Source organism: Streptomyces sp. NPDC104106 (assembly GCF_055584345.1).
The window spans coordinates 82047-101057 of record NZ_JBVJMF010000027.1 but is presented as its reverse complement, the minus strand read 5'-3'; the positions used below and the strand labels follow the sequence as shown (position 1 = coordinate 101057).

16 protein-coding genes and 2 tRNA genes are annotated in these 19011 nt (G+C 70.9%); 5 read left to right on the top strand and 13 right to left on the bottom strand.

Going from position 1 to position 19011, the window contains the following annotated elements:
• Positions 1-63: 63 nt before the first annotated feature.
• The 3 genes from ACZ60X_RS39665 to ACZ60X_RS39655 form a co-directional block, all read right to left on the bottom strand.
• Complete coding sequence (locus ACZ60X_RS39665) at positions 64-426, bottom strand: DUF4233 domain-containing protein (RefSeq protein ID WP_469609748.1); 363 nt, start codon at positions 424-426, stop codon at positions 64-66.
• A 10-nt stretch (positions 427-436) separates the two neighbouring features.
• The gene (gene folC / locus ACZ60X_RS39660; protein ID WP_469609746.1) at positions 437-1951 is read right to left on the bottom strand and encodes a bifunctional tetrahydrofolate synthase/dihydrofolate synthase; all 1515 of its coding nucleotides are present in this window, start codon (positions 1949-1951) and stop codon (positions 437-439) included.
• A 122-nt stretch (positions 1952-2073) separates the two neighbouring features.
• Positions 2074-4704 carry a valine--tRNA ligase gene (locus ACZ60X_RS39655; protein ID WP_469609743.1) on the bottom strand — a complete coding sequence of 877 codons (2631 nt, stop codon included), beginning with the start codon at positions 4702-4704 and terminating at the stop codon, positions 2074-2076.
• Positions 4705-4841: 137 nt separating this feature from the next.
• On the opposite strand from ACZ60X_RS39655, the gene ACZ60X_RS39650 reads away from it, so the two are divergent.
• Complete coding sequence (locus ACZ60X_RS39650) at positions 4842-5867, top strand: hypothetical protein (protein ID WP_469609740.1); 1026 nt, start codon at positions 4842-4844, stop codon at positions 5865-5867.
• Positions 5868-5942: 75 nt separating this feature from the next.
• On the opposite strand, the gene clpX is transcribed toward ACZ60X_RS39650, so the two are convergent.
• The 5 genes from clpX to ACZ60X_RS39625 all read right to left on the bottom strand — a co-directional run bounded on the left by clpX (position 5943) and on the right by ACZ60X_RS39625 (position 10732).
• The gene (clpX, locus tag ACZ60X_RS39645) at positions 5943-7229 is read right to left on the bottom strand and encodes an ATP-dependent Clp protease ATP-binding subunit ClpX (RefSeq protein ID WP_469609737.1); all 1287 of its coding nucleotides are present in this window, start codon (positions 7227-7229) and stop codon (positions 5943-5945) included.
• Between the two features lie 170 nt (positions 7230-7399).
• A complete protein-coding gene (locus ACZ60X_RS39640) occupies positions 7400-8065 on the bottom strand; it encodes an ATP-dependent Clp protease proteolytic subunit (protein ID WP_469609735.1) in 666 nt (221 codons plus the stop codon).
• Positions 8066-8132: 67 nt separating this feature from the next.
• A complete protein-coding gene (locus ACZ60X_RS39635; RefSeq protein WP_351615198.1) occupies positions 8133-8738 on the bottom strand; it encodes an ATP-dependent Clp protease proteolytic subunit in 606 nt (201 codons plus the stop codon).
• A gap of 368 nt (positions 8739-9106) precedes the next feature.
• On the bottom strand, positions 9107-10477 hold the full coding sequence (gene tig, locus ACZ60X_RS39630) for a trigger factor (protein WP_469609732.1): 1371 nt from the start codon (positions 10475-10477) through the stop codon (positions 9107-9109).
• 178 nt (positions 10478-10655) lie between these two features.
• Positions 10656-10732, bottom strand: a tRNA-Pro gene (locus ACZ60X_RS39625).
• A gap of 193 nt (positions 10733-10925) precedes the next feature.
• Here ACZ60X_RS39625 and ACZ60X_RS39620 point away from each other — a divergent pair.
• Positions 10926-10996 (top strand) — tRNA-Gly (locus ACZ60X_RS39620).
• 103 nt (positions 10997-11099) lie between these two features.
• Here the strand turns inward: ACZ60X_RS39620 and ACZ60X_RS39615 are convergent.
• Positions 11100-11294: a hypothetical protein gene (locus tag ACZ60X_RS39615; protein ID WP_469609728.1), complete on the bottom strand. Its 195-nt coding sequence runs from the start codon at positions 11292-11294 to the stop codon at positions 11100-11102.
• A 407-nt stretch (positions 11295-11701) separates the two neighbouring features.
• Here ACZ60X_RS39615 and ACZ60X_RS39610 point away from each other — a divergent pair, with 407 nt between their 5' ends.
• The gene (locus tag ACZ60X_RS39610; protein WP_469609725.1) at positions 11702-12895 is read left to right on the top strand and encodes an acyltransferase family protein; all 1194 of its coding nucleotides are present in this window, start codon (positions 11702-11704) and stop codon (positions 12893-12895) included.
• A gap of 185 nt (positions 12896-13080) precedes the next feature.
• Here the strand turns inward: ACZ60X_RS39610 and ACZ60X_RS39605 are convergent, their stop codons facing one another.
• Complete coding sequence (locus tag ACZ60X_RS39605) at positions 13081-13566, bottom strand: HD domain-containing protein (RefSeq protein ID WP_469609722.1); 486 nt, start codon at positions 13564-13566, stop codon at positions 13081-13083.
• 55 nt (positions 13567-13621) lie between these two features.
• On the opposite strand from ACZ60X_RS39605, the gene ACZ60X_RS39600 reads away from it, so the two are divergent.
• Positions 13622-14311 carry a GNAT family N-acetyltransferase gene (locus ACZ60X_RS39600; RefSeq protein WP_469609720.1) on the top strand — a complete coding sequence of 230 codons (690 nt, stop codon included), beginning with the start codon at positions 13622-13624 and terminating at the stop codon, positions 14309-14311.
• A gap of 660 nt (positions 14312-14971) precedes the next feature.
• On the opposite strand, the gene ACZ60X_RS39595 is transcribed toward ACZ60X_RS39600, so the two are convergent.
• The gene (locus ACZ60X_RS39595) at positions 14972-16144 is read right to left on the bottom strand and encodes a SpoIIE family protein phosphatase (protein WP_469609718.1); all 1173 of its coding nucleotides are present in this window, start codon (positions 16142-16144) and stop codon (positions 14972-14974) included.
• Between the two features lie 176 nt (positions 16145-16320).
• Between ACZ60X_RS39595 and ACZ60X_RS39590 the strand changes: the two genes are divergently transcribed.
• Positions 16321-17568 carry a GNAT family N-acetyltransferase gene (locus ACZ60X_RS39590; RefSeq protein WP_469609715.1) on the top strand — a complete coding sequence of 416 codons (1248 nt, stop codon included), beginning with the start codon at positions 16321-16323 and terminating at the stop codon, positions 17566-17568.
• 7 nt (positions 17569-17575) lie between these two features.
• On the opposite strand, the gene ACZ60X_RS39585 is transcribed toward ACZ60X_RS39590, so the two are convergent.
• Both ACZ60X_RS39585 and ACZ60X_RS39580 read right to left on the bottom strand, forming a co-directional pair.
• The gene (locus ACZ60X_RS39585) at positions 17576-18385 is read right to left on the bottom strand and encodes an Fpg/Nei family DNA glycosylase (protein ID WP_469609712.1); all 810 of its coding nucleotides are present in this window, start codon (positions 18383-18385) and stop codon (positions 17576-17578) included.
• Between the two features lie 66 nt (positions 18386-18451).
• Positions 18452-18937, bottom strand: a complete 486-nt coding sequence (locus tag ACZ60X_RS39580; protein WP_469609709.1) for a ribose-5-phosphate isomerase — start codon at positions 18935-18937, stop codon at positions 18452-18454.
• Positions 18938-19011 lie beyond the last annotated feature (74 nt).

Sequence of the window (19011 nt, the reverse complement as noted above, 5' to 3'; positions counted from 1 at the left end):
GAGGTGCTCCTTACGACTGACGTGTGCGGTGGGACGAGGTTACAGGGCGTGTCCGCCCGTCCGTCACGCAGCGTCAGGTGTAGAGGGGCCGGACTCGGTCTGGGCGGCGAATCTGGCCTTCGCCTCGTCCACCTTCCGGCCGAAGTGCACCGAGGCCCACCACAGCGCCGCGAACACCGCGCCCATGAAGAACATCGTCGGGACGAAGACGCCGGAGGCGATCAGCGCGAGCTGGAGCACCCAGCCGAGGGCCACCCCGCCCGGCCGGGTCACCACGGCGCACATCAGCACGCACAGCACCATGGCGATACCGCTGACCAGCCAAACCGTCGACACCGACAGGGACGGGTCCTTCATCGCCACGAGCCCGGCGAAGCCGATGATGAAGAACTCCCCGATCAAGGTGGAGGAGCACAGCGTACGCATCGTTCGAGCCTCAGCCCTTCCCCAGCAGCAGCCGGGCCTCGCCGACCGTGATGACAGAACCGGTGACCAGCACACCGCCGCCCGCGAACTCGCCTTCCTCCTCGGCCAGCGTGATCGCGGCCTCCAGGGCGTCCGGCAGCCGCGGCTCGACCTGCACCCGCTCCTCGCCGAACACCTCCACGGCGATCGCGGCCAGCTCGTCCGCGTCCATGGCGCGGTGGCTGGAGTTCTGCGTGACGACGACCTCGGCGAAGATCGGCTCGAAGGCCTCCAGCAGCCCGCGCACGTTCTTGTCGCCGCTCGCGCCGACCACGCCGATCAGCCGGGTGAAGTCGAACGCCTCGCGCACCGCCTCCGCCGTGGCCGCGGCGCCCGCCGGGTTGTGCGCCGCGTCCAGCACGACGGTCGGGGAGCGCCGTACGACCTCCAGCCGGCCCGGCGAGGACACGGCCGCGAAGGCCTTGCGGACGGTGTCGAGGGCGAGCGGCTCCGCGCGCTGGGCGCCGACGCCGAAGAACGCCTCGACGGCGGCGAGCGCGACGGCCGCGTTGTGCGCCTGGTGGGCGCCGTGCAGCGGGAGGTACACCTCCTGGTACTCACCGCCGAGGCCGCGCAGGGTGAGCAGCTGCCCGCCGACGGCGACCTGCCGGGCCACGACCCCGAACTCCAGCCCCTCGCGGGCCACGGTGGCGTCGACCTCGACGGCCTTCTTCAGCAGCACCTGCGCCGCGTCGACCGGCTGCTGGGACAGGATGACCGTCGCGTCCTGCTTGATGATGCCGCTCTTCTCGACGGCGATCTCGGCGGGCGTCTCCCCGAGCCGGTCGGTGTGGTCCAGGTCGATCGGCGTGATCACGGCGACGTCGCCGTCGATGACGTTGGTGGCGTCCCAGGAGCCGCCCATGCCGACCTCGACGACGGCCACGTCGACCGGGGCGTCGGCGAAGGCGGCGTACGCCATGCCGGTCAGCACCTCGAAGAAGGACAGCCGGTACTCCTGCGAGGCGTCCACCATCTCGATGTACGGCTTGATGTCCCGGTACGTCTCGATGAACCGCTCGGCGGAGACCGGGGCGCCGTCCAGGCTGATGCGCTCGGTGATCGACTGGACGTGGGGGCTGGTGTAGCGGCCGGTGCGCAGCTCGAAGGCGCCGAGGAGGGCCTCGATCATGCGGGCGGTGGAGGTCTTGCCGTTCGTGCCCGTGATGTGGATGGACGGGTACGAGCGCTGGGGCTCGCCGAGCAGGTCCATCAGCGCGGAGATACGGCTGACCGAGGGCTCCAGCTTGGTCTCGCCCCACCGGGTGGCCAGCTCGGCCTCGACCTCGCGCAGGGCCTTGTCGACCTCCGGGTCCTGCGGACGCCCGGGCACGTCGGCCTGCGGCGGGCCGCCCTGCGTGCGCAGGGTGCGGCTGCCGGCCTCGATGACCGCGAGGTCGGGGTCGCGGGTGGTCTCCTCGGCGATGATCTCGTCGAAGCTGTCGAGGGGGTCGGGCTGGTCGTCTTCGTGCGGGAGGTCGCTCACGGGGCCAGTCTACGGAGGGGGAGTGACAAAGGGGGCAGGTGGCTTGGGAGGGCCGGTTCGGGGTCGGGACGAGGCCCCCGGCGCGCCAAGCGCACCGGGGGCCTTCAGCCACGTACGGCCGCCTACGCCGGCGGCAGCTTCTCCAGCTGGGCGGTGATCCGCGCGATGTCCTCCTCGGCCTTGGCCAGGCGCGTGCGGATCTTGTCGACCACGTTCTCCGGGGCCTTGGCCAGGAAGGCCTCGTTGCCGAGCTTGGCCGTGGCCTGGGCCTTCTCCTTCTCGGCGGCGGCCAGGTCCTTCGCGAGGCGCTTGCGCTCGGCCGCCACGTCGATGGTGCCGGACAGGTCGAGGGCGACCTCGGCGCCGGCGACCGGGAGGGTGGCCGTGGCCGTGAAGCCCTCACCCTCCGGCTGGAGGCGCAGGAGCTGGCGGATGGCGGCCTCGTGCGGGGCGAGGGCCGTGCCGTCCAGGGCCAGGCGGGCCGGGACGCGCTGGCCCGGCTGGAGGCCCTGGTCGGCGCGGAAGCGGCGGACCTCGGTGATGACCGACTGGAGCGTCCCGATCTCCCGCTCGGCGTCGGCGTCGCGGAAGCCGCTGTCCTTCGGCCACTCGGCGATCACGACCGACTCGCCGCCGGTGAGGGTCGTCCAGAGGGTCTCCGTGACGAAGGGGACCACCGGGTGCAGGAGCTTCAGCGTGACGTCGAGGACCTCGCCGAGGACGCGCTTGCTGACCTCGGCCGGGGCGCCGCCCGCCTGGAAGACGGTCTTGGACAGCTCGACGTACCAGTCGAAGACCTCGTCCCACGCGAAGTGGAAGAGGGTGTCCGACAGCTTGGCGAACTGGAAGTCGTCGTAGTAGGCGTCGACTTCGGCCACGACGGAGTTCAGGCGGGAGAGGATCCAGCGGTCGGTCGCCGACATCCGCGCGGCGTCCGGCAGTTCGCCCTCCACCGTCGCGCCGTTCATCAGCGCGAAGCGGGTGGCGTTCCAGATCTTGTTGGCGAAGTTACGGGAGCCCTGGACCCAGTCCTCGCCGATCGGGACGTCGACACCGGGGTTCGCGCCACGGGCCAGCGTGAACCGGAGCGCGTCGGATCCGTACTTGTCCATCCAGTCCAGCGGGTTGACCGCGTTGCCGAAGGACTTCGACATCTTCTTGCCGAACTGGTCGCGGACCATGCCGTGCAGGGCGATGGTGTGGAACGGCGGGGTGCCGTCCATCGCGTACAGGCCGAACATCATCATCCGGGCGACCCAGAAGAAGAGGATGTCGTAGCCGGTGACCAGGACGGAGTTCGGGTAGAACTTCGCGAGCGACTCGGTCTGCTCGGGCCAGCCGAGCGTGGAGAACGGCCACAGGCCCGAGGAGAACCAGGTGTCGAGGACGTCGGTGTCCTGGTGCCAGCCCTCCGCCTCGGTGCCCGGCGGCTGCTCGTCCGGGCCGACACAGACGACCTCGCCGCTTGGGCCGTACCAGACCGGGATGCGGTGGCCCCACCACAACTGGCGCGAGATGCACCAGTCGTGGAGGTTGTCGACCCAGTCGAAGTACCGCTTCTCCATCTCCTGGGGGTGGATCTTGACCTTGCCGTCGCGGACGGCGTCGCCCGCCGCCTTCGCCAGCGGGCCGACCTTGACCCACCACTGCATCGACAGGCGCGGCTCGATGGTGGTCTTGCAGCGCGAGCAGTGGCCGACGGAGTGGACGTACGGCCGCTTCTCGGCGACGACCCGTCCCTCGGCGCGCAGCGCGGCGACGATCGCCGAGCGGGCCTCCAGGCGGTCCATACCCTGGAAGGGGCCGTGCACGGTGATGACGGCGTGTTCGTCCATGACGGTGATGGACGGCAGGTCGTGCCGCTGGCCGATCTCGAAGTCGTTCGGGTCGTGGGCCGGGGTGACCTTGACGGCGCCGGTGCCGAACTCGGGGTCCACGTGGGTGTCCGCGACGACCGGGATGGAGCGGTCGGTCAGCGGGAGCCGGATGAGCTTGCCGACGAGGTGCTTGTACCGCTCGTCGTCCGGGTGGACGGCGACGGCGGTGTCACCGAGCATCGTCTCGGCGCGGGTGGTGGCCACGACGATGGAGTCCTCCCCGTCGCCGTAGCGCATGGAGACCAGCTCGCCGTCGTCGTCCTGGTACTCCACCTCGATGTCCGAGATGGCCGTCAGGCAGCGCGGGCACCAGTTGATGATGCGCTCGGCGCGGTAGATCAGCTCGTCGTCGTAGAGCCGCTTGAAGATGGTCTGGACGGCCTGGGACAGGCCCTCGTCCATGGTGAACCGCTCACGCGACCACGCGACGCCGTCGCCGAGGCGGCGCATCTGACCGCTGATCTGACCGCCGGACTCGCCCTTCCACTGCCACACGCGCTCGACGAAGGCTTCCCGTCCCAGGTCGTGCCGGGACTTGCCTTCCTTCCCCAGCTCGCGCTCGACGACGTTCTGGGTGGCGATGCCGGCGTGGTCCATGCCCGGCTGCCACAGCGTCTCGTAGCCCTGCATGCGCTTGCGGCGGGTCAGGGCGTCGATGAGGGTGTGCTCGAAGGCGTGGCCCAGGTGCAGGCTGCCGGTGACGTTCGGCGGCGGGATGACGACCGTGTACGGCGGCTTGTCACTCTTGGCGTCCGCCTCGAAGTAACCGCGCTCTACCCAGCGCTCGTACAGCGGCCCCTCTACATCGGCCGGCGCGTACTGGGTCGGCAGTTCGGTGTCGGGCGCTGGTGGCTGCTGCTGAGCGTTCTCGGTCACGGGGGTCAGTTTAGAGGTGTCACGGGGTGGTCCCGAAACGCGTTTGTTGTGTAACGGTACGGCCCCCGGTGCCGTGGGTCTGCGGTGGCTGGTTCAGGATGTCAGGAACACATAAGCGTCCTAGGGGGAACCCAGAGATGAGCAACAACCAGCCGGGCCCGTACGGCCAGCCGCCCCAGCAGCCGGGTCCGTACGGCCAGCCGGGGCAGCCGGGTCCGTACGGCCAGCCGGGGCCCTACGGCCAGCCGGGCCAGCCGGGCCCGTACGGCCAGCAGCCGCAGGCTCCGCAGCCCGGCTACGGCTACCCCCAGCAGGCCCCGCCGGCGGCGCCCCCGCAGCCGGGCTACGGCTACCCCCAGCAGGGCGTCCCGCCCCAGCCGAACCCCTACGGCCAGCAGCAGGCTCCGTACGTCCAGCAGGCCGCCGGTTACCCCCAGCAGCCCTACGGCATGCCGCAGCCGCCGCAGCCGGGCGGCGGCAAGAAGAAGACCGGCCTGATCATCGCCGCGGTCGCCGTGGTGGCGGCCGTGGCGGTGGGGGCGTACCTCGTGCTCGGCGGGGGCGGCGGCACCAGCGTCGCGGACGACGGGCCGCACAAGCTGGTCACGCCCGCGACGGTGATCAACGGGACCTACTCGAAGTCCGCCGACGCGGGGGGCGACTCCTCGGTGAGCGACGAGGACATGACCGACTTCAAGAACGCCGGCGTCCAGAACGCGAAGGGTGTCCAGGCCGGCTACAAGGCCGGGAGCGGACTCACCGCCAAGAACCTGATGTTCGAGGGCGTGTACGGCACCATCAAGGACCCCGAGGCCGCCGTCGACGCGATGTTCGCCACGGCGAAGACCAAGTCCGAGAAGAAGAACAGCGACGGGACCAGCGGGAGCAAGGGCACGCTCGTCGGCTCCCCGCAGCAGTTCACGCCGTCCGGCTTCAGCAACGCCGTCATGAAGTGCCAGGAGAGCCAGATCTCGAACGAGGGTGCCGGGTCCGGCGCGCCGAAGACCATGACGGTGCCGGTCTGCATCTGGGGTGACCACAGCACCATGGCCATCATCTCGTCGTTCGACCTAACCAGTCTGGCCAGTGGCAAGGGGGCCACCATGCAGGATGTGGCGGACATCGCCGCGAAGCTGCGCAACGACGTCCGCGTCAAGGCCTGACGGAGTACCCAGCCAACGACAGAAGGGGCCCCGGTCGGTCGACCGGGGCTCCTTCGCCGCCGTACGACCGGCGCGTTACGCGGACTTCTGCTCCCCCGAGCCCCGCCCTCGCGCGTCCCTCGGGATCAGGGTCGGGTTGACGTTGGAGAGGACCACGTCGGCGGTGATGACGACGCGGGCGACGTCCTTGCGGGAGGGGACCTCGTACATCACGCCCTGGAGGACTTCCTCCATGATGGCGCGCAGGCCTCGGGCGCCGGTCTGGCGGAGGATGGCCTGGTCGGCGATGGCCTCCAGGGCCTCGCGCTCGAAGTCCAGCTCCACACCGTCGAGTTCGAAGAGGCGCTGGTACTGCTTGACCAGGGCGTTGCGGGGCTCGACGAGGATCTTCAGGAGCGCTTCGCGGTCGAGGTTGTGGACCGAGGTGATCACCGGCAGGCGGCCGATGAACTCCGGGATCATGCCGAACTTGACCAGGTCCTCCGGCATGATGTCCTCGAAGACGTCCTTGGACTCCAGCTCGCGCTTGGAGAGGATCGTGGCGCCGAAGCCGATGCCCTTGGCGCCCGCGCGGGCCTCGATGATCTTCTCCAGGCCGGCGAAGGCACCGCCCACGATGAACAGGACGTTCGTCGTGTCGATCTGGATGAACTCCTGGTGCGGGTGCTTGCGGCCGCCCTGCGGCGGAACGGAGGCCGTGGTGCCCTCCAGGATCTTCAGCAGCGCCTGCTGGACGCCCTCGCCCGAGACGTCGCGCGTGATCGAGGGGTTCTCGCTCTTGCGGGCCACCTTGTCGATCTCGTCGATGTAGATGATGCCCGTCTCGGCCTTCTTGACGTCGTAGTCCGCCGCCTGGATCAGCTTCAGGAGGATGTTCTCGACGTCCTCGCCCACGTAGCCCGCCTCGGTGAGCGCCGTGGCGTCGGCGATCGCGAAGGGGACGTTGAGCATGCGGGCCAGGGTCTGCGCGAGGAGGGTCTTGCCGGAGCCCGTGGGGCCCAGCAGGAGGATGTTGGACTTCGCCAGCTCGATGGCGTCGTCACGGCCGCTCGCGCCGCCGTTCTCGCCCGCCTGGACCCGCTTGTAGTGGTTGTACACCGCGACCGAGAGGGCCTTCTTCGCCGCTTCCTGGCCGACGACGTAGCCCTCCAGGAACTCGTAGATCTCGCGGGGCTTCGGGAGTTCCTCCCAGCGCACCTCGCTCGTCTCGGCGAGCTCCTCCTCGATGATCTCGTTGCAGAGATCGATGCACTCGTCGCAGATGTACACACCGGGCCCTGCGATGAGCTTCTTGACCTGCTTCTGGCTCTTGCCGCAGAACGAGCACTTGAGCAGATCGCCGCCGTCACCGATGCGTGCCACGGTGTGCTTCCCCTTCGCCTGGGAGACGCCCGGACGCTTTCGAGTCCAGCGGCTCCTGGTGCTGCCTTATGTCGACGGTACCTTGCCGGGCCCCGTGTTCGGGCCCCCCTTGGCAGGGTTCACTTTGACGTGCACCGTGCCAAGGGGGGCTCAGAGTATGCCGTTCCGCGTCAGCGGACCGTGGCGTTGTTCAGCTTGCGGGTGGAGATGATCTGGTCGACGAGGCCGTATTCCAGCGCCTCCTCGGCCGTGAGGATCTTGTCGCGCTCGATGTCCTCGCGGATCTTCTCGATCGGCTGGTTCGAGTGCTTGGCCAGCATGTTCTCCAGCTGCTCACGCATCCGGGTGAACTCGTTGGCGATGATCTCCAGATCGGAGAGCTGACCGCGGCCGGTGGAGCCCGCCGGCTGGTGGATCAGCACGCGCGAGTTCGGCAGCGCCATGCGCTTGCCGGGCGTACCGGCGGCGAGCAGGATGGCCGCGGCGGAGGCCGCCTGGCCCATGCAGACCGTCTGGATGTCGGGCTTCACGAACTGCATCGTGTCGTAGATCGCCGTCAGGGCGGTCATGTCGCCACCGGGGCTGTTGATGTAGATCGAGATGTCCCGGTCGGGGTCCATCGACTCCAGGCACAGCAGCTGCGCCATGACGTCGTTGGCGGAGGCGTCGTCGATCTGGACGCCCAGGAAGATCACGCGCTCCTCGAAGAGCTTCGCGTACGGGTCGTACTCGCGGATGCCCTGGGAGGTGCGCTCGACGAAGCGCGGGACGACGTAGCGGCTGTCGGGGCGGGGCCCTTCGTACATGCCGCTGGCGGCGCCGGGGAAGTTGCTCATGGGGTTCACCGTCCTGGTGGCGTTCGGGGGGCTGCTGTCTCGGCGGTGCGTGGCGCGGCCGGGCCGGTCAGGCACCGGTGCCGCCGCCTCCCGGAACACCCGAGGCATGCGTGATGATCTCGTCAATGAGACCGTACTCCTTGGCCTCTTCCGGGGTGAACCAGCGGTCGCGGTCGCCGTCGCGGATGATCGTCTCGACGGACTGGCCGGAGTGCAGCGCGGTCAGCTCGGACATGGTCTTCTTGGTCCGCAGCAGGTACTGGGCCTGGATCTTGATGTCCGAGACCGTGCCGCCCAGGCCCGCGGAGCCCTGGTGCATCATGATGTCCGTGTGCGGCAGGGCGAAGCGCTTGCCGGCGGTGCCGCCGGTGAGCAGGAACTGCCCCATCGAGGCGGCCATGCCCATGCCGATCGTGACCACGTCGTTCGGGATGTACTGCATGGTGTCGTAGATCGCCATGCCGGCGGTCACCGAGCCGCCGGGGCTGTTGATGTAGAGGTAGATGTCCTTGTCGGGGTCGGCGGCAAGGAGCAGCAGCTGCGCGGTGATCTTGTTGGCGATGTCGTCGTCAACCTGCTGGCCGAGGAAGATGATCCGCTCGCCGAGCAGCCGGTTGTAGACCTGGTCGCCGAGGCCACCACCGATGGAAGGCTCGCCGGCGGCGGAGGGCATCAGATTCGTCACGTATCCACCTGCTCGTCTTACGACGGCGCCGGGCCGTCTCATTGTTCTGCCTTTCATGGACCCTAACGCGATGGTCCCTTCGGGGAATCCCGCGAATGCGGGTGTTCGCCGGGGGCGTAGCGCTGCGCCGAGGGCGGCGGTGCGGTGGGTGGGGGTGACGTAGCTGGTCTTCGGGCCGCGGGTGCCTGGGGGTTGTTCGCGGCCGCGCGGCGGAGCCGCACATCGGTACAGTCCCGCGCCCCCAGGGCCGACACGTGCCCCCCAGGGCCGACACGTGCCCCCCCGGTGCCGCAAACGGGCCCCGGGGAAAGTCCCCAGGGCCCGTCGTACGCGCTTCGAAGGCGCCGCGGGGCCGATCAGCCCTCGGCGTTCTCCTCGGAGGTCTCCGACGCCTCGGCGGCCTCGGTCTCCTCCTCCTCGTCGCTCAGGTCGACGATCTCGCCGTTGGTGTCCTTGACCGTGGCCTTCTCGACCACGACGGCCAGGGCCTTGCCGCGGGCGACCTCGCCGACCAGGAGCGGGACCTGGCCGCCCTCGACGACGGCCTGGGCGAACTGGTCGGGGGACATGCCGGAGGAGGCCGCGCGCCGCATGAGGTGCTCGGTCAGCTCCTCCTGGTTGACGTTGAGCTTCTCCTGCTTGACCAGTTCGTCGAGGACGAACTGGGTCTTGATGCCCTTGATCGCGGCCTCGCGGGTCTCGGCCTCGAACTCCTCGGCGGTCTTGCCCTGGATCTCCAGGTACTTGTCGAGGGTCAGGCCCATCTGGCCCAGCTGGTGGTGCTCCAGGTTGTGCTTGCGGGTGTTGATCTCGTCCTCGAGCAGCTTCTCGGGGACCGGGACCTCGACCAGCTCCAGCAGCTTCTCCAGGACGCGCTCCTGGGCCTGGGTGGCCTGGTCGAACTGCTTCATGTTGGCCAGGCGCTTGCGGCTGTCGGCCTTCAGCTCGTCCAGGGTGTCGAACTCGGAGGCGAGCTGCGCGAACTCGTCGTCCAGCTCGGGCAGTTCACGGGCGGCGACCTGGGTGACCTTGACGGTGACCTCGGCCTCCTTGCCGGCCGCGGAGCCACCCTTCAGCTCGGAGGTGAAGGTGGCCTCCTCGCCGGCGGACTTGCCCTTGACGGCGTCGTCGATGCCGTCGAGCAGCTCGCCGGAGCCGATGGTGTAGGAGACGCCGTTGGCGATGCCGTCCTCCAGCACCTCGCCGTCGACCTTGGCCTCCAGGTCGACGGTGACGACGTCGCCGTCCTCGGCGGCGCGCTCGACCGGGGAGGTGGAGGCGAAGCGCTCACGGAGCTGCTCGACGGACTTCTCGACGTCCTCGTCGGTGACCTCGACGGCGTCGACCTCGACCTCGATGCCGGAGTAGTCCGGGATCTCCAGGGCGGGGCGGACGTCGACCTCGGCGGTGAAGTTCAGCGTCTCGCCGTCCTTCAGCTCGGTGATGTCGACCTCGGGCTGGCCCAGCGGGTTCAGCTCGGCCTCGTTGACCGCCTCGGTGTAGAACTTCGGAAGCGCGTCGTTGACGGCCTCCTCCAGCACCGCACCGCGGCCGAACCGCTGGTCGATGACGCGGGCCGGGATCTTGCCCTTGCGGAAGCCCTTCACCGTGACCTGCTGGTTGATCTTCTTGTACGCCGCGTCGAGGCTGTCCTTGAGCTCCTCGAAGGGCACCTCGACAGTGAGCCGAACCCGGGTCGGGTTCAGGGTCTCCACGGCGCTCTTCACGGTTCGGTCTCCTTGTGGCTGACTTCTTGGGTTCTGCCGGAGCCAGACAGGTCCGGCGGATGTCGTCGCCCGGAGGAGTACGTAGGCCATGGGGCCGGGACACACGGGCGCGCAGCTTGCATAGTAACCGCAGCCGGTCAGCGCCCCAAAAGGCGATCATCACGACGCCGTGAGCCGGTGGTCGGGGTGGCGGGATTTGAACCCACGGCCTTCCGCTCCCAAAGCGGACGCGCTACCAAGCTGCGCCACACCCCGTCTGGTGCGACAGGTAGGGTACATGCCCCGGACGGTGACGTCGGCCCGATTCCACGGGCCGGCGCACGGCAGGCCCCCTGGGGGGCGGCGGGGGGGCTCGCGGGCGCTCTCCCGGAGGAAGTCGTTGGCCTCGGCGCCGGGCGACCCGCTACGATGCTCCCGTGCCGAGGTCACCGACCTGCGGCGCACGCTTGCGGGCGTAGCTCAATGGTAGAGCCCTAGTCTTCCAAACTAGCTACGCGGGTTCGATTCCCGTCGCCCGCTCTGATCACCCGAAGGCCCAGGCGAGAGGACGTTCTCCTCTTGTCCTGGGCCTTCGGCCGTGTCCCCCGGGGGCTTCGGCCGACCGCCCTCGCCGCTCGCCGGATCAGAACTTGATCGAGTTGATGGACTGGGCTATCGAGTCCAGGAAGCGGGTGATGGAGGGGGCCATACCTGTCGAGGCGAGGAAGAAGCCGAAGAGTATGGCGACGAGCGCGGGGCCCGCCTTGATGTTGCCCCCGCGGATCAGCACCACCAGGATGATCGCCAACAGCAGCACCACAGACAGTGAAATGGCCACAACTGATCACACCCTAGGTCGGTCCGCTCTCCCGGCCCGGGGGTACGGCCCGCACCCCCGCCAGGACCATCGTGCCACCAACACGGTCACCCTATGCGGCCCGTGACGGAACGTCGGGGATACATCAGGGACACGGCACCGGAAACCGGGCCGGCCACGCGGGGCCCGAGTCCCCCGCCCATTAAGCGACTTCGCGGCTTCGTTTCCGTCTCCACACATCCCGCGCGCAGGTAATTCGAATTCTCCGCACAGAGCCGCGATATGCCCCATTTAGTCGGGATCAATCAGGACATCAAGGGTGAACCAACGGCCCAAGTGCATGTAAAAGGTTGGCTATTCAGGACCATTAACCAGGAATGCCGGCACGGGTTTTACGGAATTCCACGGGCGGCGCTAGGGTGCCTGAGATGTTCGATGCCGCCTCGCCCCTCGGTCCCATCCGCAGGGCACTTCCTCCGTCGCGGACGCCGGCGGACGCGGTGCCCGGTCCACGCACCCCGGCGGGTGCGCGGGAGCGGCGGCCCCCGGCCGGCAGACCGGGCGGGCAGCGCGACGCGTTCTTCGACAACGTCAAGTACCTGGCGATCGTGCTGGTGGCCGCGGGCCACTCCTGGGCGCCGCTCAAGGGTGACAGCCGCGTCCTCGAAGGCCTCTACAACGTCGTCTACACCTTCCACATGCCGGCGTTCGTCATCATCTCCGGCTATTTCTCGCGCAGTTTCGACATGCGCCCGGACCGGCTGAAGCGCCTGGTCACCGGGGTCGCGGTGCCGTACGTCGTGTTCCAGACGGCCTACTCGCTGTTCCGGCGCCACGTCGGCCACTCCGCCGAGCCGTTCGACCTGGTCACCCCCTGGTACCTGACGTGGTTCCTGTGCGCGCTGTTCGTCTGGCGGCTGACCAGCCCCCTGTGGAAGCTGGTGCGCAGGCCGCTGCCGATCGCGCTCGGCGTCGCCATGGTCGGCTCGGTCTCCCCCGGCACGGGGGGCGGCCTCGCCCTGGGGCGCGTCCTGCAGTTCCTGCCGTTCTTCGTGCTGGGCCTGACCCTGCGCCCCGAGCACTTCGCGGCGCTGCGCCGCCGGTGGGTGCGGATCGCGTCGCTGCCGGTGGCCGCGGCGGCGGCCGCCGTCGGCTGGTGGACGGCGCCGCACATGGAGGACAACTGGTTCTACCGGGAGAGCGCGGCGCAGAACCTGGGCGCGCCGTGGTGGACCGGGCCGCTCATGACACTGGCGCTGTTCGCCTGCGCGCTGCTGCTGACCGCCGTCTTCTTCGCCTGGGTGCCACGGCGCAGGACGTGGTTCACCGCCCTCGGCGCGGGCACGCTGTACGGCTATCTGCTGCACGGCTTCGTGGTGAAGACGGCGACCTACGGCGGCTGGTTCGACCAGGGCTGGCTGCACCGCCCGCTCGGCGAGATGTTCGTGACGCTGCTGGCGGCCGCCGTCGTCACACTGCTGTGCACCAGGCCCGTGCAGCGAGTGTTCCGCTTCGCGATGGAGCCGGGGATGGAGTGGGCGTTCCGGCAGGACGCGGCCGAGATCGCCCGTGAGCGCGAGAAGAGGGAGAGCGCCGCCGCCCGGGAGGCGGTCGGCGCCTAGTGCCCCGGCAGGCGACGTTTGCCCGTCAAGGAGCGGCGTCCGGTGCGTGCTGTCGGTGTGCCGGCCGGAAGTCCTCGTACTGGGCGTACGTGGGCTTTCGGCCGGTGCGGCGAGTGGGGGCGCCTCCCGCGCAGCGGGGTGGCGTGCCGGGCGTCGCGACGGGGCGAACGTCGCCTGCCCGGGCACTAGGCCTGGCCGGCTCCCTCGGCGAGACCGAGGAGCGCGCGCATCGTCGCGTACTTCTCGGTCAGCCGTGTCCGGGTCGGCCCGTCGAGGACGGCGAGGCGCCGGGGATCGGCGTTGTGCGCGAGGTCGGCCTCCTTCACCAGGCGTGCGCCCGGGGTGGCGAGGATGCGGCGGGCGTACGCGGCCGGCTCCTCCCCCGCCCGCTTGGTGAGGGCGTCCACGAGGGCCTTGGTGCGTTCGGTCAGCGCGGCCGCGGCCAGCCACTGCCGGCTGAGGGCGGCGTCCTCGACGGCGTCGTGCAGCCAGGCCGCCGCGATCTGCTCCGGGTCCCCGCCCCGGGCGCGCACGCCCTCGGCGACGGCGGCGAGGTGTTCGGCGTACGGCCGCCCCGCCTTGTCGGTCTGGCCCTCATGGGCGGCCCGGGCGAGGGCCTCGACCTCGGCGAGCGTCAGCGGGGGCGCGGGTGATGGCGTGGGCTGGGTCACCGCCCCAGTGTCCCGCAGCGCGGCGCCGCTCGACTGAGTAATAATCAGACCCGCCATGCACTCATTACACAATCTGGGGGTCGCCTTGCCGTTCGAGAGCACAGAAGACGCCGTACGGGCCTGGGTCCACGGGTGGGTCGTATCGCGCGGCGCGGCCGAACCGGCGGACCGCCCCTGGGGGTTCACCGTGGACGTCGGCCAGCCGAGGGAGGTCGCCCGGCACGTCCTGACCTCCGCCGACGAGGCCACCGTCCGGAAACTGGCCGTCAGCAGCCCGCGCGGGGTCGCGCTGAAGGCGTTCGTTCCGGCACCGGTGCTGCGGGCGTGGCTGCCGGCCGGCTGGACCCTGCTGGACGGTCACGACTCCCTCATGGCCGTCTCCCTCGACCATCCCGTCGCCCCGGCCCCGCTCGCCGGCGGGTACCGGCTGAGCAGCTGGCACCGGGCCGGGGTCACCCGGGTGCTGGTCCGCGCCGCCGACGGCTCCTTCGCGGCCCGGGGCCAGATAGCCGTCACCGGTACGAGCGGCGCTGTGGACCAGGTCGAGACCGACTCCGCCCACCAGCGCAGGGGACTCGGGCGCGCGGTACTGGGAGCGCTCGCCGAGGCCGGAACCCGGCACGGCGCGAAGGCCGCCGTCCTGGGCGCCACGGCAGCCGGCCGGGCCCTGTACGAGAACCTCGGCTGGCAGGTCCTGGCCCCCCTCAGCGCCGCCACCCGAACACCGGAGGACGGCGCCGGCTGAGCCGACAGGGCCGGGGCGCCCCGGCCGACGGCCAACGCCCGCGCAGGCGCCCCGCCGAAGGAAGGGCACCGGCCGAGGGCAGCCGTCGGCCACAGCCCAGCCGCCGCCGGAAACCGACCGGAGACCGCCCGGCCGACGCGGAGCAGCCGCCGGGAACGGCTCTGCCGAGCGCAGGCTCGCCCCCAGCGCAACCGACGGAGCGAACAGCCGGAGACCGCACGACCGCCGTAGAGCACCGGCCGGAGGCCGCCCCGCCACGGCAAGACCCCGACCGACAGCAGTCCAGCCCAGACGCCGACCACAGCCCCACCAACACAGAGCACCAGCCGGAGGTGGCCCGGCAAAGGCAAGACGCCGGCCCACGGCAGTCCAGCCGACGCAGGGCACCAGCCGACGAGGGCCCAGCCGACGCAGGGCACCGGCCGAGACCGGCTCTGACGAGGGCGGACGCCGACCACGGTCCGGCCGGCAGAGGGAACCGGCCAGAGACCGCCCAGCCGACGGAGCACCCCGGCCAAAGACCACCCGGCCGACGCGGAGCAGCCGCCGACACGGACCGGCCGACGCCGAGCACCCCGAGAACGGGCCGGCCGGGGGTGGAGGTCGGTCAGGTTCCGGTCAGGGCCGGTTGAAGTCGCCCGCCGTCGGGACGCCCCTGCCTCAGTGGGCCGATGCCGTCGCTTCGCGGCAGATCAGGAGGAGGGCGCGGTCGTCGTTGACGTCTCTGGCGACCGCCTCGATCAGGTGCCACGCGGCGCCGTGGAAGCCGCCGGCGACGTAGCGGTCGGCCTCGCCGGTGAGGCGGTCTATGCCCTCGACGATGTCCCGGTCGGAGGTCTCCACCAGGCCGTCGGTGAAGAGCATCAGGACGTCGCCCGGGCGCAGGGTGCCCTTCACGGGGTCGAACTGGGCGCCGTCGTACACCCCGAGCAGCGGACCCTCGGCGGCCTTCTCCTCCCAGCGTCCGCTGCCCGCGCTCAGCTGGAGCCCCGGCGGATGGCCGGCGGTGTACAGCTCGTAGTCCCCGGAGTCGAGGTCCAGGACGAGGTGGATGGACGTGGCGAAGCCCTCGTCCCAGTCCTGGCGCAGGAGGTAGCCGTTCGCGGCGGGGAGGAAGGCGTGCGGCGGGAGGGAGCCGAGGAGGCCGCCGAAGGCGCCCGACAGGAGCAGGGCGCGGGAGCCGGCGTCCATGCCCTTGCCGGAGACGTCCGTCAGGACGACCTCCAGGGTGCGGCCGCCGTTCGTCCGCGCGGCCACCACGAAGTCGCCGGAGAAGGACTGCCCGCCGGCCGGCCGCAGCGCCATCTCGTGGTGCCAGCCCCGCGGCAGCTTCGGCAGCGTGCTCTGCACCCGGATCCGCTCGCGCAGGTCGAACAGCATGGTGCCGCCGCGCCGCCAGGGCACGCCGACCCGGCTGCGGAACTGGGCGGTGAGCAGACCGAAGAAGCCGCAGGCGGCCACCACGAGCACCACCCCGGGGGTCACGCGCGAGGGGCCCTCCGTGTACGGGCCGAGCCGCACCGACTCCACGATCAGTGCCGTGGCCCCGGCCGCGTACAGCCCGAGCAGGCTCGCCGGGCGCAGCAGCAGCCCGCCCGCGATGATCGGCAGCACCAGCGTGGCCGGGGAGCACCACACCGAGTCGACCAGGGTCATGCCCATGAGCACCGGGATGGTCAGCAGCAGCCCGGCGAACGCGATCCAGTCGGAGCCGTCGCCGCGGAAGTAGTCCACGGCGCTTCTGCGCAGGCCGGTGCGGACCCGGTGCCACTGCATCTTCCACCGGGCCGTGAACGTCTCGGCCTTCGCGCGCCGTTCTCGTCCTGCTGCCATTAGTTCGCGACCCTATCCATCGGACCGGCTGCTTGGCACGGGAGGTCCCACTTGTCCCCCCTGCGGGGCTCCACTTCTCAGGTGGTCCTCACAGTGAACGGCACGCGCGGCCACCGCGCCCCCGTCCCGGGCAAATTCGCTGGCCCGTCCCGCACCGCCTTGGTAAGCATGGGCTCATGGGGACAGAGCGGACTGACCACGCGATCGAGTTGACCGGGGTACGGCCGGAGGAGTTCGACCCCTGGTGGGACGGGCTGATCCGGGCCTTCGGCGGTGTCGCCTCGGCCGAGGAGCGCGAACTGGACCGGTCCCTCACGGAGTTCGACCGCTCGCTGGCGGCCCGGGACGGGGACGAGATCGTCGGGACGGCCGGGGCGTTCAGCTTCCGGATGACGGTGCCGGGCGGCGCCGCGGTCCCGGCGGCCGGCGTGACGATGGTGAGCGTGGCGGCCACCCACCGGCGCCGCGGGGTGCTGACCTCGATGATGCGCCGGCAGCTGGACGACGTACGCGCGCTGGGCGAGCCGCTGGCGGTGCTCTTCGCGTCCGAGCCGGCCATCTACGGCCGCTTCGGCTACGGCACGGCGGCCTACCAGCTGTTGGCCGAGATCGACACGAGCCGGGTCTCGCTGGCGCTGCCGGCCGGCACGCGGGACGTGCGGGTGCGGTACGCCGAGCCCGCGGACGTCCTCGACGCGTGCGAGGCGGTGTACGCGCGGCTGGTGCCGCTGCGGCCCGGGATGCTGGCCCGGCAGCCCGGCTGGGAGCGGCAGGCCCTGCTGGACCCGGAGAGCGAGCGGGAGGGCGCGTCGGCGCTGCGGTGCGTGGTCGCCGAACGGGCGGGACGGGTGACCGGGTACGCCCGGTACCGCACCAAGCTCGGCTGGGGGCCGAGCGGGCACGACGGCACGGTGGCGCTGGAGGACCTGGCCGCGCTGGACCCCGCGACGGACGCGGCGCTGTGGCGCTTCCTGTTCGGCATCGACCTGATGACCACGCTGAGCCTGCACGGGCGCCCGGTGGACGACACCTGGCAGTACCTGGTGGACGACATCCGCCGCTGCCGCCCGCGCATGCGCGACTCCGGGTACGTCCGCCTGGTCGACGTCGGCGCGGCCCTGTCGGCCCGCACCTACCAGACACCGCTGGACGTGGTGTTCGAGGTCGAGGACGCCTTCTGTCCCTGGAACGCGGGCCGTTGGCGGCTGACCGGTGACCCGAAGAGCGCGTCCTGCGAGCGGACGGCGGACGCGGCGGATCTCGCCCTGTCCGTAAGGGAGTTGGGCGCGGCCTACCTCGGCGGGGTGAGCCTCGGGTCCCTCGCGGCGGCCGGGCGGGTGCGGGAGCTGCGGCCGGGCTCGCTGACGGAGGCGTCGGTGGCGTTCGGCTCACCGGTGCCGCCGTGGCTGCCGCACGGCTTCTGACCCCGGCTCACGGTTTCTGGCAGGTGGGGCACCAGAAGAGGTTGCGGGCGGCGAGGCCGGCGGTGCGGATCTCGTCGCCGCAGATGTGGCAGGGCTGGGGGGCGCGCCGGTAGACGTACACCTCGCCGCCGTGGTCGTCCACGCGCGGCGGGCGGCCCATGGCCTCGGGGGTGTGCTCGGGCCGTACGGTGTCGATGCGGTTGTTGCGGACGCCCTCGCGCATCAGCGCGACGAGGTCGTCCCAGATCGCGTCCCACTCGGCTGGGGTGATGTCCTTGCCCGCCCGGTACGGGTCGATGCCGTGCCGGAAGAGGACTTCGGCACGGTAGACGTTGCCGACGCCGGCGACGATCTTCTGGTCCATGAGCAGGGCGGCGATCGTGGTACGGCTGCGCGCGACGCGGCGGTAGGCGGCGCTCGGGTCGGCGTCCTCGCGCAGCGGGTCGGGGCCGAGGCGGTCGTGGACGGCGCGCTTCTCGGCGTCCGTGATCAGCGCGCAGGTGGTCGGGCCGCGCAGGTCGACGTAGGCGGTGTCGTGGGCGAGCCGGAGCCGGACGGTGTCGGCCGGCGGGGGCGCGGGGGCGTCGCCGAAGCCGACCTTGCCGAACAGGCCGAGGTGGATGTGGACCCAGTCGGTGTCGCGGAAGCCGAGGAAGAGGTGCTTGCCGTGGGCCTCGGTGGCCGTCAGCTCGGCCCGGTCCAGCAGGGCGGCGGCGTCCGAGAACTTGCCCTGGGGGCTCGTGACCCGCGGGGCGGTGCCGCTGAAGCGCTCGGCGTAGTCCTGGGCCAGCCGATGGATGGTGTGCCCTTCCGGCAAGGCTGAGCTGTCCCTTCGGGAAAAGCGGGGGTGTGCGGGGGTCTGGGGGCGGGGCCCCCAGGGTCCCTACTGCTGCGGGTGGTGGGCCGGGATCGGCGGGAGGTCGCCCGTCTCCTCGTACGCCGTCAGCATGTCGATGCGGCGGATGTGGCGCTCGTCACCGGAGAACGGGGTGGTGAGGAACGTCTCGACGAACTTCGTCGCCTCCTGCGTGCTGTGCATGCGCGCACCCACGGCCACCACGTTGGCGTTGTTGTGCTGCCGCCCCAGCGAAGCGGTCTCCTCGCTCCAGGCCAGCGCCGCGCGCACGCCCTCGACCTTGTTCGCGGCGATCTGCTCCCCGTTGCCGGAGCCGCCGATCACGATGCCGAGGGACTCGGGGTCCGCGGCCGTGCGCTCCGCCGCGCGGAGGCAGAAGGGCGGGTAGTCGTCCTGGGCGTCGTAGATGTGCGGCCCGCAGTCGACGGGCTCGTGCCCCGCCGCCTTGAGCCACTCGACGAGGTGGTTCTTCAGTTCGTAGCCCGCATGGTCGGAGCCGAGATACACGCGCATGCCATGAGTGTGACACGGCCGGTCCGGGGCAGCAGCCCCGGGTGGCGGCGCGCGGAGGCGGGGAGCCGCCGGCC

What these genes read in the sequence shown, in the direction of transcription:
- ACZ60X_RS39610 (WP_469609725.1), top strand. Translation starts at nt 11,702, where the DNA reads ATGTTCGATGCCGCCTCGCCCCTCGGTCCCATCCGCAGGGCACTTCCT.
- ACZ60X_RS39595 (WP_469609718.1), bottom strand. Translation starts at nt 16,144, where the DNA reads ATGGCAGCAGGACGAGAACGGCGCGCGAAGGCCGAGACGTTCACGGCC.
- ACZ60X_RS39640 (WP_469609735.1), bottom strand. Translation starts at nt 8,065, where the DNA reads ATGAGCAACTTCCCCGGCGCCGCCAGCGGCATGTACGAAGGGCCCCGC.
- ACZ60X_RS39650 (WP_469609740.1), top strand. Translation starts at nt 4,842, where the DNA reads ATGAGCAACAACCAGCCGGGCCCGTACGGCCAGCCGCCCCAGCAGCCG.
- ACZ60X_RS39635 (WP_351615198.1), bottom strand. Translation starts at nt 8,738, where the DNA reads ATGCCCTCCGCCGCCGGCGAGCCTTCCATCGGTGGTGGCCTCGGCGAC.
- ACZ60X_RS39600 (WP_469609720.1), top strand. Translation starts at nt 13,622, where the DNA reads ATGCACTCATTACACAATCTGGGGGTCGCCTTGCCGTTCGAGAGCACA.
- ACZ60X_RS39580 (WP_469609709.1), bottom strand. Translation starts at nt 18,937, where the DNA reads ATGCGCGTGTATCTCGGCTCCGACCATGCGGGCTACGAACTGAAGAAC.
- ACZ60X_RS39590 (WP_469609715.1), top strand. Translation starts at nt 16,321, where the DNA reads ATGGGGACAGAGCGGACTGACCACGCGATCGAGTTGACCGGGGTACGG.
- ACZ60X_RS39665 (WP_469609748.1), bottom strand. Translation starts at nt 426, where the DNA reads ATGCGTACGCTGTGCTCCTCCACCTTGATCGGGGAGTTCTTCATCATC.